This is a genomic window from Pseudomonas sp. TE21394 (assembly GCF_054057835.1).
Genome location: NZ_JBSRZR010000001.1, coordinates 2422514 through 2435115 on the forward strand (window position 1 = coordinate 2422514; position 12602 = coordinate 2435115).

9 protein-coding genes are annotated in these 12602 nt (G+C 63.6%); 2 read left to right on the plus strand and 7 right to left on the minus strand.

The annotated features are described in order from the left end of the window. Nucleotides 1-13: 13 nt before the first annotated feature. The 7 genes from yccS to ACVWZT_RS11230 all read right to left on the minus strand — a co-directional run bounded on the left by yccS (nt 14) and on the right by ACVWZT_RS11230 (nt 11094). Nucleotides 14-2197, minus strand: a complete 2184-nt coding sequence (yccS, locus tag ACVWZT_RS11200) for a YccS family putative transporter (RefSeq protein ID WP_457472059.1) — start codon at nt 2195-2197, stop codon at nt 14-16. An 83-nt stretch (nt 2198-2280) separates the two neighbouring features. Further along, the gene (locus ACVWZT_RS11205; RefSeq protein WP_457469347.1) at nt 2281-3462 is read right to left on the minus strand and encodes an NAD(P)/FAD-dependent oxidoreductase; all 1182 of its coding nucleotides are present in this window, start codon (nt 3460-3462) and stop codon (nt 2281-2283) included. Between the two features lie 49 nt (nt 3463-3511). Then, the gene (dbpA, locus tag ACVWZT_RS11210) at nt 3512-4849 is read right to left on the minus strand and encodes an ATP-dependent RNA helicase DbpA (RefSeq protein ID WP_296233962.1); all 1338 of its coding nucleotides are present in this window, start codon (nt 4847-4849) and stop codon (nt 3512-3514) included. Between the two features lie 112 nt (nt 4850-4961). Next, nucleotides 4962-6389 (minus strand): multidrug transporter subunit MdtD, encoded by a 1428-nt coding sequence (gene mdtD / locus ACVWZT_RS11215; protein ID WP_457469348.1) that lies wholly within the window; start codon nt 6387-6389, stop codon nt 4962-4964. Between the two features lie 109 nt (nt 6390-6498). Beyond that, nucleotides 6499-7818 (minus strand): TldD/PmbA family protein, encoded by a 1320-nt coding sequence (locus tag ACVWZT_RS11220; protein ID WP_457469350.1) that lies wholly within the window; start codon nt 7816-7818, stop codon nt 6499-6501. Continuing rightward, the gene (locus ACVWZT_RS11225) at nt 7818-9260 is read right to left on the minus strand and encodes a TldD/PmbA family protein (RefSeq protein WP_457469352.1); all 1443 of its coding nucleotides are present in this window, start codon (nt 9258-9260) and stop codon (nt 7818-7820) included. The genes ACVWZT_RS11220 and ACVWZT_RS11225 overlap by 1 nt, the downstream gene beginning before the upstream one ends. A 31-nt stretch (nt 9261-9291) precedes the next feature. Further along, on the minus strand, nt 9292-11094 hold the full coding sequence (locus ACVWZT_RS11230; RefSeq protein ID WP_457469354.1) for an acyl-CoA dehydrogenase: 1803 nt from the start codon (nt 11092-11094) through the stop codon (nt 9292-9294). A 304-nt stretch (nt 11095-11398) separates the two neighbouring features. Between ACVWZT_RS11230 and ACVWZT_RS11235 the strand changes: the two genes are divergently transcribed. Continuing rightward, the gene (locus tag ACVWZT_RS11235) at nt 11399-11962 is read left to right on the plus strand and encodes a hypothetical protein (protein WP_457469355.1); all 564 of its coding nucleotides are present in this window, start codon (nt 11399-11401) and stop codon (nt 11960-11962) included. A 191-nt stretch (nt 11963-12153) separates the two neighbouring features. After that, the gene (locus tag ACVWZT_RS11240; protein WP_457469357.1) at nt 12154-12552 is read left to right on the plus strand and encodes a hypothetical protein; all 399 of its coding nucleotides are present in this window, start codon (nt 12154-12156) and stop codon (nt 12550-12552) included. Nucleotides 12553-12602: the final 50 nt, after the last annotated feature.

A 12602-nucleotide genomic window follows, 5' to 3' on the forward strand; every position in this document is an offset into this window, starting at 1 on the left:
GACACCCAGGAAATCAGCTTGGCGCACCTTCCTTGATCAGGTGCGCGGCCAGGGTCCGCAAGGGGGCCAACTGTCGGCAGATCAACGCCAGCTGCGTTTGTACCAGACGCTGGTGCTCATCCAGGTCGTCCGGCATCTGCTCCAGGGCATCGGCCAGCGCTTCTTCGGCATCACTATGAATCGCCACCGGCGCGCGCGCGGCCAGGCCGTTGGCGATCTCGTCCAGGCTGCTGGCCAGGCTCTGCCCGGCACCTTCGATCAACTGTTCCTGCACTTGCGCAGGCAAGGCGGTATCGCGGTGCGCGCCCAGCCCGGAGAGGTAGCTGAGCAAGGTGTGTGACAGCACCAGGAAGCGGAAGCCGACGTCGGCCTCCTTGCGGAAATGCCCGGGCTCCATGAGCATGTTGGCCAAGGTGGTGGACAGTGCCGCGTCGGCGTTATGGGCATTACGCCGGGCCAGGCGGTAGGCCAGGTCGTCGCGCTTGCCGTGGGCATATTGTTGCATGATCTGCCGCAGGTACTGGCTGGCGCAGGTCAGGGTATTGGCCAGCACCTTGTTCAGGCGCCGCCCTTGCCAGTCGGGCAGGAACAGGAACACCGCGAGGATGGCGATCAGGCTGCCCACCAGGGTATCGAACAGGCGTGGCAGGAACAGGCCGTAGCCATCGCCGATCTGGTTGAAACAGAACAGCACCATCAGGGTGATGGCTGCCGTGGCCAGGGTATAGCGGGTGGTGCGATTGACGAAGAACAACACCCCTGCGACCACGGCGAACAACGACTGCACAACCGGGTTGGGGAACAGGTCGAACAACGCCCAGCCTACGGTAAGGCCGAACGCGGTGCCGACTATCCGCTGCCCCAGCTTGCGCCGGGTTGCACCGTAGTTGGGCTGGCATACGAACAGGGTGGTGAGGATGATCCAGTAACCTTGGGTCGGGTGGATCAGGTGCACCATGCCATAGCCGATCGACAATGCCAGCGGCAGGCGCAAGGCATGGCGGAACAGCAGTGAGGTTGGTGTCAGTTGGGTGCGCAAGCGGGTCCACACGTCCTTCAGCGAACGGGGTGAGCGATCGAGCAGGCTGCTGTCGCTGGCATCGGCCAGACTGTCTGGGTTGCTGGCCGCACTCAGCAGGCGGTCCAGCGTCGCCAGGTTGGCAGCCAGTGCCCTCAGCGAGCGCAACAGGCCGCGCCACGCCGGGTTGCTCTGGATGCGCAGGTGTTCCAGCGAGGCGTTGAGGTCCTCGAGGGCTTCGGGGTAACCGCTGGCCAGCACGAACGGTTGGCGCAGGCGGATCGAACGGGCCAGTTCCTGGCAGGATGAGCCCTGTTTGCGCAACAGACGCTGGCAGCGGAACATCACGTCGCTGTGGAAGAATGTCTCGGTCAGTGCGTTGTAGGGGTAGTGCGAGGCACTGACCCGCTCATGGATGTCCTGTGCCAGGAAATACAGCTTGAGGTACCGGCTGACCTTGGAGTTGGGCTGGCTGTTGCCGACCCGGTGCAGAATGATCTCCTTGGCTGCGTTGAGGGCCGCCACCACCTTGCCGTTCTGTCGGGCCAGCTCCAGACGTCGGGCTTCGACGTCGAGGGTGCGGATGGGCTCGAACAGGCTGGCCTTGAGCTTGAGGTAGCTGCCCAGCTCGAAGAACAGCCTGGCCAGGCTCTGCTGCACCGGCTGGTTTGAAAACAACGCTTGCCACAGCACTGACAGCAGCCCGTACCAGGCCGCACCGGCCACCAGCAGCAGCGGTTCGTGCCAGAAGTCGGTGACTTGGCCGCCGCGCTGGTCTACGCCGATCATCGTGTATACCGAAGTGATCAAGGTTGCCGAAGCAATGGCGCCATAGCGCTCGCCCAGCGCCCCGAGCATGGTCAGGCTGAAGGCGGCGAGGGCCAGGGCAATGACGAAGATCCAGGGGTAGGGGAACAGCAATTCGACCGCCAGCGCGGCGATCGCGAAACACACCAGGGTAACGGCCAGGGCGCTGAGGCGGCCCTGCCAGCTGTCATCGGTTTCCGCCAGGGCGCTGGCGATGATGCCGAGAAACAGCGGAATCAGCAGGGCCATCTCGTTCTGGTACCAGCACAGGGCCAGGCTGCCGGTCAGGGCGATGGTCACCCGGATGCTGTAGCTGAACTTGTCTTGGCCCCACAGGCGACGCAGTGACTGACGGAACGAGCTCGATGACATGATGGCCTGCTGGGCAGTGATCGATTGAATGCATGGCGGCACGGTCAGCAAGAAGCGTTCCGTGCTGCTGAATGGATTCTACTCTACACGAACTGCGCAGCGGCGTTGGCGGAGGCCCAGGCCCACTGGAAATTGAAACCGCCCAGGTGGCCGGTCACATCCAGCACCTCACCGATGAAATACAAGCCGGGGCTCTTCAGCGACTCCATGGTCTTGGACGACACTTCGCGGGTATCCACCCCACCCAGGGTCACTTCGGCGGTGCGGTAGCCCTCGGTGCCGGCCGGCACTACCTGCCAGTTCGCCAGCTTTTCGGCGATCTGCGCCAGTTCTGCCGGGGTGTACTGCTTCATGGGCCTGGACTCGAACCACTGCTCGGCCAGCAGGTTGGCCAGTTTGCGGGTAAATACCTCGCCGAGCACGGTCTTCAGTTCGGCGTTGGCGCGTTCGGCCTGCATCTGTTGCAGCCAGGCCAGCGCATCGCGGTCGGGCAGCAGGTTGATCTCGACCGTGTCACCGGCTTCCCAGAATGACGAGATCTGCAGGATCGCCGGGCCGCTGAGGCCGCGGTGGGTGAACAGCAGGTTCTCGCGGAAGCTGGTGCCGTTGCAGCTGGCGGTGCAATCCAGCGAGGTGCCGGACAGCTCGCTGCACAGTGCCTTTAGTTGGGGCTCGGTAATGGTGAATGGCACCAGGCCGGCGCGGGTCGGCAGCAGGGTGTGGCCGAACTGGCGCGCCGCCTGGTAGCCGAAGCCGGTGGCCCCGAGGGTCGGGATCGACAGGCCGCCGGTGGCGATCACCAGCGACTGGCAGGCGAACTGGCCGCCGCTGGTCTGCAGCAGGTAGCCGCCTTCGGTCTTCTCGATCTGTTCGATGCTGGTGTGCATGCGGATCTCGGCACCGGCCTCGTCGCATTCGGCCAGCAGCATGTCGAGGATGTCGCTGGCCTTGTTGTCGCAGAACAGCTGGCCGAGCTTCTTCTCGTGGTAGGGCACGGCGTGCTTGCACACCAGCTCGATGAAGTCCCACTGGGTATAGCGGGCCAGGGCCGATTTGCAGAAGTGGGCGTTGTGCGAGAGGAAGTTGCCGGGTTCGGTGTACAGGTTGGTGAAGTTGCAGCGCCCGCCGCCGGACATGAGGATCTTCTTGCCCGGTTTGTTGGCGTGGTCGAGCACCAGCACCCGGCGGCCGCGGCGGGCGCTGAGCTGGGCGCACATCAGGCCGGCGGCGCCGGCGCCGAGGATGATCACGTCGGTGGAGTGCACGGTGTTACCTCTTCAGGATTGCTGGGGCTGCGCGGCCCAAAAATCAGCATCAGACGATGCGCACTTTCAGGGAGCGCCCCTTGATCTTGCCGTTGTTCAAGCGCTGCATGGCCTGCCTGGCCAGTGGCCGCTCCACGGCAACAAAGGCCTGGAAGTCAAAGATCGCAATCTTGCCCACCTGCTTGCCCGGGATCCCGGCATCCCCGGTCAACGCGCCAAGGATGTCGCCCGGGCGCAGCTTGTCCTTGCGCCCGGCAGCGATGCACAGAGTGCTCATCTGTGGCAGCAGCGGCTCGCCGCCCTTGCTCTTCAGGCTGTCCAGCTGGTCCCAGCGCAGCGGGCTCTTCTGCAGGTCTTCGATGGCCTGGGCGCGGTGCCCCTCGGCAGGTGCCACCAGGCTGACTGCAATGCCTTTTTCGCCCGCGCGGCCGGTACGGCCCACCCGATGCACATGGATCTCAGCGTCACGCGCCAGCTCGACGTTGATGACCATGTCCAGGCCGTCGATGTCCAGGCCGCGGGCAGCCACGTCGGTGGCTACCAGCACCGAACTGCTGCGGTTGGCGAACATGGTCAGCACCTGGTCGCGGTCGCGCTGCTCCAGGTCGCCATGCAGGGCCTGGGCAACGATACCCTTGGCGGTCAGGTGGGCGACCAGGTCCTCGCACTGCTGCTTGGTGAAGCAGAACGCCACGCAGGACTGCGGGCGATAGTGGCCGAGCACACGAGTAACGGCCTCCAGGCGCTGCTGCGGGTCGATCTCGATGAAGCGCTGCTCGATCTGGTTGTCGCTGTGCAGGCTCTCGACCTTGACCTGTTGCGGGTTGCGCATGAAGTCGGCGGCCAACTGCTTGATACCGGCCGGGTAGGTGGCCGAGAACAGCAGGGTCTGGCGGCGCGACGGGGTCTTGCCGATGATGCTGGCGATGGCGTCGAAGAAGCCCATGTCGAGCATGCGGTCGGCTTCATCCAGCACCAGAGTGTTCAGGCCGTCGAGGACCAGGGTGCCTTTGTCCAGGTGCTGCTGGATGCGGCCCGGGGTGCCGACGATGATGTGCGCGCCATGCTCCAGCGAAGCGATCTGCGGGCCCAGCGAAACGCCGCCGCAGAGGGTGAGGATCTTGATATTGTCCTCGGCGCGGGCCAGGCGGCGCAGTTCCTTGGCCACCTGGTCGGCAAGCTCGCGGGTGGGGCACAGCACCAGCGCCTGGCAGCCGAAATAGCGCGGGTTGATCGGGTTGAGCAGGCCGATGCCGAAGGCGGCGGTCTTGCCGCTGCCGGTCTTGGCCTGGGCAATCAGGTCCTGGCCCCTGAGGATGACTGGCAGGCTCTGGGCCTGGATCGGCGTCATCGAGGCATATCCGAGGGCGTCCAGGTTGGCCAGCATGGCAGCGGACAGCGGCAGGGAGGCAAAGGCGGTGGAATCGGTGGTCACGAGGCAGGCCTGCGGTGCGAAGCGAAAAATGCCGCATAGTCTACCAGCCTCGTGGCCATTCGCCCTACGACTCCATGTGTTGTTCCGGACGACGGGCACGCCTTCCGTCCGTCGGCGCCAGCTGCAGGAAGATCGCCGCCGCGAGCATGGCCATCACGCCGATGGTCACGAAGGTCAGCTGGAATGCGCCCAAGGTGGTTTCCACACCTTCGGCGCTGCCGGCAGCGGTGAAACCACCCAGCAGCGCACCGGCGCAGGCCACGCCCAGGCTCAAGGACAGCTGCGCCACCACCGACAGCAGGCTGTTGCCGCTGCTGGCGCTGGCGTCGTCAAGGTCGATCAGGGTGACGGTGTTCATTGCCGTGAACTGCATGGAGTTGACTGCTCCGAGCAGGCCAAGCTGAAGCAGCAGCACGGCATAGGGCGTCTGCTCGTCGACCAGGCCGAGGCTGGCCAGCAGCACGCCCAGCAGCAATGTGTTTCCGGTGAGGATGATGCGGTAGCCAAAGCGTTCGATCAGCGGCCGGGCGATGGACTTGGCGAGCATGGCCGCCGCGGCCAGCGGAATCATGCTCATGCCGGCCTGGGCCGGCGAGTAGCCCAGCGCCACCTGCAGCAGCAACGGCACCAGGAACGGCAGGGCGCCACTGCCCAGGCGGGCGAACAGGTTGCCGAGGATACCGATGGCAAAGGTGCGCACGCGGAACAGGCTGGGCGAGAACAGTGGCTCCGGGTCGCGCCCGGCGCGCAGCCAGTAGGCCGCCAGGCAGGCCATGCCGGCGAACAGCAGCAACATCACCCGCAGGTGTGGCAGGTGCAGCTCACCCAGGCCCTCCATGGCGATGGTGATCAGCACCATCGCCGCGCCAAACAGCAGGAACCCTGGGCCGTCGAAGGTGGTGCGTTCGGCGCCGCGCAGGTCGGGGATGAACTTCCATACGGCATAGCAGCCGACCAGGCCGACGGGCAGGTTGAGCAGGAAGATCCAGTGCCAGCTTAGAATTTCCACCAGCCAGCCGCCAACCGTCGGGCCCAACAGCGGGCCGAGCAGGCCGGGAATGGTGATGAAGCTCATGATGCGCACCAGCTCGGTGCGTGGGTAGGCGCGCAGTACCACCAGTCGCCCGACCGGCAGCATCAGCGCACCGCCCAGGCCTTGCACGACCCGGGCGAAGATCAGGAAGCCGAGGCTGTTGGCCGCGGCGCACAGCAGCGAGCCGAAGCTGAACAGCAGGATGGCGCTGAAGAAGATGCGCTTGGTGCCGAAGCGGTCGGCGATCCAGCCCGAGGCGGGGATCAACAAGGCCACCGTGAGCATGTAGGCGATGATCACGCCTTGCATGCGCAGCGGGTTTTCGGCCAGCGAGCGGGCCATGGCCGGCAATGCGGTGTTGAGGATGGTGCCATCCAGGGACTGCATGAAGAAGGCGATGGCCACCACCCAAGGGATCCAGCGGGCGGTGACGGGGTCCAGCGGGGTGCGTTCGGGCATGACTTCCTCGTTTGTCAGTGCCGGCCTTTTCGCGGCGCAAACCTCTACCACAGGGGGTGTGCGTTCCCTGTTGGAGGGGCTTTAGCCGCGAAAGGCCCGGCAAGTCCAATCACAATGTCAGGGTCAGGCGTTTGACCAGCGCCCCCGGCAAATGACTCGACCCGGTACTGCGCTGCCCATAGGTACTGGTCGATAGAATCATCTCGCGCTCACGGGTCAGGTCTTCCAGCTGGTTACCCAGCAAGTTGTACAGGCTGTCATCGAAGCGCATGGTGCGCACCGGCCCCTGGATCTGCCCATTCTCCACCCAGAAGGTGGCGAAGCGGGTCAGCCCGGTCATTCGCGCTGCTGGCAGGTCGGAGTAGTTCAGGTACCACAGGTTGCTGATGTACAGCCCGGTGCCGAGCCGCTCAAGCACCGCTTCGCTGGGCAAACCACCTGGTGCAAGGCTGAGCGCACATGGCGATTCGTAGCTATCGGCACCATTGGCCAACAACCCGAATTCGGCGGCGCTGCGTGCGCTGACCAGCCGTTGCAGCGCCTTGCCTTGCTGGATCAGCGGCACATCCAGGCGCGGTGAGCCTTCATCGGAAAACGCCGGGCTCAGCGAGCCGCTGACCTGCTCGGTGAAATTCACCAGCGGGCTCAGCCGCGCATCGCCGTGGTAGAGGCGCTGCAAGGCGCTGTTGCCGGTGGCCAGGGCCTGCGCGGAAAACCCGCCCCAGCACAGCATGCCGGCAATCTCGTCCATCGCCGCCGGGGCCAGGTAGGCGCGATAGCTGCCAGGCTTCAGGGAAACTGCCGGGCGGCCGAGGAAACCTAGTTGTTCTCGTGCCTGGCGCAGGCGCGTGGTGAACTCGTCAGCGCGCCACGCCTGCCCCGCGTAGTTGGCCTTCACCGCCTCGCCATTTGCGTGAAACAGGCTCCAGTCGAAGTTGAAGCTGTTGGCCTGATGCCAGCCGAAGGCTCCGAACGAGCTGGCGAAGCCCCGGCACACGGGGCCGGCGGCGTAGATGCCGACCAAGTCCAGGTCGCCGGCTTCGTGCTCGAGCAGGGCCAGTACTTCATTCAGTTCGGGCAGCGGCTGTTGCTGCTGGCTGTGGCTACGCCAGGCGCTTTCGTCCAGACGCAGGTACGGATCGACGGCCAACAGCGGCAAGGTCTGGCGCAGTTGCTCAAGGGCAGTGTTCAGGCGCTGGCCATCGAGTTGCGCGTCACCACTCAAGGTCACCTGTTGCTCTGCCTGACGGCCATCGCAGACAAGCCGCAGTTGCGCACTGGCCTGGCTCACTTCGCCGGCCTGGCGCACCTTGGCATGGTTGAAACGCACGAACTGCGACCGTTCGGCGCTGTAGCCAAGGGTGAAGTGTTCGCCCGCTTGCAAGGCGGCATGCAGGTTTCCGACCAGGGTTTCGAATGCGTGTTGCATCAGGCGTCTCCTCCGAATACGTCGATCTGGCGGAACACGCAGGCCGGTGAAGCGTGACCAACCCGTACCACCTGGTTGGGTTCGCCCTTGCCGCAGTTGGGCGTACCCAGCACTTGGAAGGTGGTACGGTCACCGACTGCCGCCAGGTTGCGCCAGAAATGCGCGGAGATGCCGCGGTAGTTGGGGTTCTTGACGATGCCCTTGAGTTCGCCGTCTGCGATCAGCTGGCCCCATTCGCAGCCGAACTGGAACTTGTTGCGCGCGTCGTCGATGGACCAGGAACGGTTGGTGCGCATCAGGATGCCGTGCTCGATGCCCTCGATCAGCTCGTTCAGCGATTTGTCGCCCGGCTCGATGTTGAGGTTGGCCATGCGGTCGATCGGCGCACGGTTCCAGCCGCAGGCACGGCTGTTGGCCACACCGTCCAGGCCGGAGCGGAACTGCGACAGCGCACCACCCAGCGGGCGCAGCAACAAGCCGTCGCGGATCAGGAACTGTTTGCTGGCCAGGGTCCCGTCATCATCGAAGCTGTAGCTGGCCAGCTCTTCGTCGATGGTCGGGTCGAAGGTCACGTTCAGCAGGCTGGAGCCGTACTGCAGGTGGCCGAAATCGCTGGCTTTGACGAAGCTGGTGCCGGCGTAGTTACGTTCGTCACCCAGGATGCGGTCCATCTCCAGCGGGTGGCCGATCGATTCGTGAATCTGCAGCATCATCTGGTCCGGCATCAACAGCAGGTCGCGCGGGCCGCTGGGAGTGTTCGGCGCCAGCAGCAGTTGCAGCGCCTCGTCCGCCACCCGGCGGGCGGCGCCGACCAGGCCGCAGCGCTCGATGATCTCGAAACCGCCCTGCTGGCCGAAGTTGTCACGGCCCAGGCTGCGGCTCTGGCTGTCCTGGCCGTCGCTGGCGGTCACCCCAAGGCCGGGGAACAGGAAGCGCTGGGCATGGCGCAGTTGTGCGCCGGCCGAATTGAGATAGGTCTGCTCGACCAGGCTCATGCCCAGGCTGGCTTGCCAATCTACCAGGCGGCTGTCCTTGGGCACGCTGGCCGATTCTGCCGCGAGCAGGCCAAGGCAATCGGCGAGGGAGGGCACAGGCTGGTCAAAGTTGGGCGAAATGTGGTCATGCCGGGCACTGGTCACTGCCTGCCCGCGCAGGTCCAGCAAGCTGTGGCGGGCGATTTGCCGGGCCAGTGCCTCGGCTTGCTCCAGCGCGCGTTGCAACCCGGCCTGGGACAGGTCGGCGGTGGCGGCATAAGCCTCTACGCCATTGACCCGCACGGTGAGCATGGCGCCTTCGTCCTGGCTGAACAGCGGCGGCTCTGCGACGTTGCGGCGTACCGACAGCGCCTGGTGCGACTGTTTCACATGGCGCAGGGAAAACAACTCGGCCGAACTGCGCAGCGCGGCGAAGCGCTGGCGCAGCAGGGCGCTGGAATCGAACATGCGAAAGCCTCCGTATACACGGTGGCTCCCCCTAGAACCACTCGTCTTGCATGGCGAGGCAGGTGTCGTCGCGCGCCTCGAGCAATGCCAGCTCATTATGGCAGCCTGGCACTTCCCAGGTCAGGAAATAACGAGCAGCCTGTAGCTTGCCGAGGTAGAAGTCGCGGTCGACCGGGCTGCCCTTGAGCAGGCCAAGCTCGGCGTGAATGGCCTGTTCCAGCCAGCGCCAGCCGATCACGCAGTGGCCGAAGGCCTTGAGGTAAAGGGCAGAGTTGGCCAGGGCGCCGGCGAGTTTGCCCTGGGCCAGGTCACCGAGCAGGGCCAAGGTTACGGCTTGCAGGCGGGTGACCAGTTGTTCCAGTGGTTGGCGCAGTAGGTCGAGGCTCGGGTGATGACTGGCGCGCTCGCCGGTTGCGGCGATCAGGCGGAGCAGTTGCTTGAGCCCGGCGCCGTTGTGCTGTGCCAGCTTGCGCCCCAGCAGGTCAAGCGACTGGATGCCCTCGGTGCCTTCGTGGATCGGGTTCAGGCGGTTGTCGCGATAGTACTGCTCGACAGGATATTCACGGGTATAGCCGTGGCCACCAAGAATCTGGATCGCCAGTTCGTTGGCCTTGAGGCAGAACGTCGAAGGCCAGGACTTGACGATCGGGGTCAGCAGGTCGAGCAGGTCTTGCGCCTGTTTACGGGCGCTTTCATCGGCGGCGGTGTGGGTGTCATCGAACAGGCGCGCTGCGTACAGGCCCAGGTCGAACGCGCCTTCCACATAGGCCTTCTGTGCCAGCAGCATGCGTTTCACATCCGTGTGCTCGACAATCGGCACCGCCGGGCTGTGCGGGTCCTTGTTATCCGGTAGCCGGCCCTGAGGCCGCTGGCGGGCATAGTCCAGGGCGTACAGGTAGCCGGCATAGCCAAGCATCACTGCGCCCATGCCCACCCCGATACGGGCTTCGTTCATCATCTGGAACATGCAGGCCAGGCCCTGGTGCGGCTGGCCGACCAGGTAGCCGACGCACTGGCCGTTGTCGCCGAAGTTCAGCGCGGTGGACGTGGTGCCACGCCAGCCCATCTTGTGGAACAGCCCGGCCAGCAGCACATCGTTGCGCATGCCGCGGCTGCCGTCCGGGTTGACCAGGTACTTCGGCACGATGAACAGCGAGATGCCTTTCACCCCGGGCGGGGCATCCGGCAGCTTGGCCAGCACCATGTGCACGATGTTTTCCGACAGTTCGTGGTCGCCGCCGGAAATGAAGATCTTGTTGCCCTTGAGCCGGTAGCTGCCGTCACCGGCAGGCTCGGCACGGGTGCGGATATCGGCAAGCGAAGAGCCGGCATGGGGTTCGGTCAGGGCCATGGTGCCGAAGTAACGGCCCTCGATCATCGGCTGCAGGAACAGGCGCTTCTGTTCTTCGCTGCCGAAGCTTTCGATCAGGTTGGCTGCGCCCATGGTCAGGAACGGGTAGGCCGTGGTGCCGGCGTTGGCGGCCTGGAAGTGGGCGAAGCAGGCCTGTGAGACCAGGCTGGGCAACTGCATGCCGCCGACTTCGAAGTCGCGGTTGGCGTTGAGGAAGCCGGCTTCGAGGAAGGCGTCGATGGCGGGTTTCACTTCCGGGATCAGTTCGGCGTGGCCGTCCACATAGCGCGGCTCGTTTTCATCGGCTTTGCGGTTGTGCGGGGCGAAGAACTTTTCCGCGATGGTGCGGGCGGTGGTCAGCGCGGCGTCGAAGGTTTCGCGGCTGTGCTCGGCAAAGCGTGGGCGCTGGGTCAGGGCTTCGGCGTCGAGTACTTCGTAGAGCTCGAAGGCCAGGTTGCGGGGGCTGAGCAGGGTCTCGGGCATGGTCGCGGTCCTGTTGCGAGATGCTGCGAGTCTAGGCCGATAGGGTGGGGTGGGGGAGGTTAATAGGTTTGGGTGATATGGGTTCAGAAAGCTGGGATCCCTGCGCGGGCCCTTTGGCGTGAGCCCACGGCTAGTGTGTTGATGCCGGGACCTGCGCATTACCAGTAGGGGTCACGAGAAAGGCCGAACAGACGCCGAAAAAACCGAGACGTTTCCCACAAGTCGGAGTGGATTTGGACTATCGCGGACCAAGTGGCATTTGGCCTTGAATGTGCTCTTTGGTTTTCACAAGGCGGCGTTTCAGATGAGTGATGTCCACAGTAATGACTTGACAGATGGCCAACGCGATCAGGTGCCCTTCTTCGTAGTTTCGCCTATGAAGTTTGGCGTAATGACCTTCTTCACCATGGGCTTCTACTGGCTGTATTGTTTCTATCAAAGTTGGAAGCTATATGGAGCCAGAACAGGTGAGAAGGTCAGCCCGTTCTGGCGAAGCGCTTTTGCTGTGTTCTTCATCTACCCATTATTGAGAAGGGTGAATGACCATATTCGCGACTCAGGTAGAAGCTATCCATGGTCCATCCTGGGGCTCACGCTGGGCTATTACGTTATGTGCGTTGTTTGGGTGGTTGCCAGCATTGTTCTGGAGAACCAACCGTGGGAAGCCTATTTTGCGGGGCTGGTGTCTCATGCTGCCTGGCTGATCGTTCTGGTACCCATGCAAAAAGGCACCAACTTTAGCGCAGGTGACAAATACGGCTTGGCCAACAGCCGTTTCACGCTGGCCAATTGGCTTTGGATGTTATTGTGTATCTCGCTTACAACAGCACAGCTGTTTGCTTTGATCGCACTTTCATCAATGGTCTGAGCGGATTCGCTGCTCCGTGCAGAAGCGGCCCTGGGCTTCACTTCACAGATGAAATTGCTGAGGCCGTGTTGCGGCCGTTTCGCCACGCGAGACCGCTCCTACAGAAAGCGGTACATCTGCGAAAACTGGAGGTGACGTTGGAGAGCTCGAGCTTGAGCATACGTAGAACCGCTTTCCTGTTCTGGGGAGGCATGGATGCGTTCTACCTCGTTCTTTACGTCCTTCGCAGCATGGCGCGAGGCGCAATACCTTTCTGGACGGATTTCAACGATGGATTGCACAACATGCAGAACTGGGGAGGAGGGCTGGAGTTCATAGTCTGGCTGGGCCTGGCTCTGCAGCTCTCCTTGATCGCGACTTGCGTTTTGTTTCTTCTGCGTTGTCGGGTGGCCATCTACCTGGCGATGGTGCAGATCCCCTTTCGTATGTTTTTTTTCGTTCCTTCGATATCCACAATCCTGGTTTGGCCGATGCTGGTTTCCAATATGGGTTATTCGGTGTGGCTTGGGCTGATGCTACTTTCGGAGGGAGGCAAAAGCTGGTGTCTCTGGTGGCTCTGGCGATGTGATGGACAAAGCGCTCATGGATGATACTGAGTTGGGCAGGAAGAAGGCCTGATTTTCAACTCAGCGCCCATAAA